The organism is Pseudoalteromonas sp. SR44-5 (assembly GCF_014163675.1).
In the GTDB taxonomy this organism is placed as follows: Bacteria; Pseudomonadota; Gammaproteobacteria; order Enterobacterales; family Alteromonadaceae; genus Pseudoalteromonas; species Pseudoalteromonas rhizosphaerae.
The window spans coordinates 1-356 of sequence record NZ_JACJDT010000206.1; the positions used below are offsets into that span (position 1 = coordinate 1).

Below are 356 nucleotides of genomic sequence, written 5' to 3' on the forward strand. Positions count from 1 at the left end.
ATCCTTTGTGATTTTTATTAATACTGAAATTGCCCAGATAGCTCAGTCAGTAGAGCTAAGTGGGAATTGCATTGAAAATCCTTTGTGATTTTTATTAATACTGAAATTGCCCAGATAGCTCAGTCGGTAGAGCAGAGGATTGAAAATCCTCGTGTCGGTGGTTCGATTCCGCCTCTGGGCACCATTATTTAAATAATGGTGTTTAAATAAAATGATTAAAACACCATTATGCGTGCCTTAGCACACAGTTTAGTGTGCCGACTTAGCTCAGCTGGTAGAGCAACTGACTTGTAATCAGTAGGTCAACCGTTCGACTCGGTTAGTCGGCACCATTTATTTAAATTAAATGTTTTAAA

General features: G+C 38.5%; 2 tRNA genes. Both read left to right on the plus strand.

The features are described from left to right. Nucleotides 1-108: 108 nt before the first annotated feature. Nucleotides 109-184 (plus strand) — tRNA-Phe (locus tag H5154_RS23265). A gap of 72 nt (nt 185-256) precedes the next feature. Next, a tRNA-Thr gene (locus H5154_RS23270) sits at nt 257-332 on the plus strand. Nucleotides 333-356: the final 24 nt, after the last annotated feature.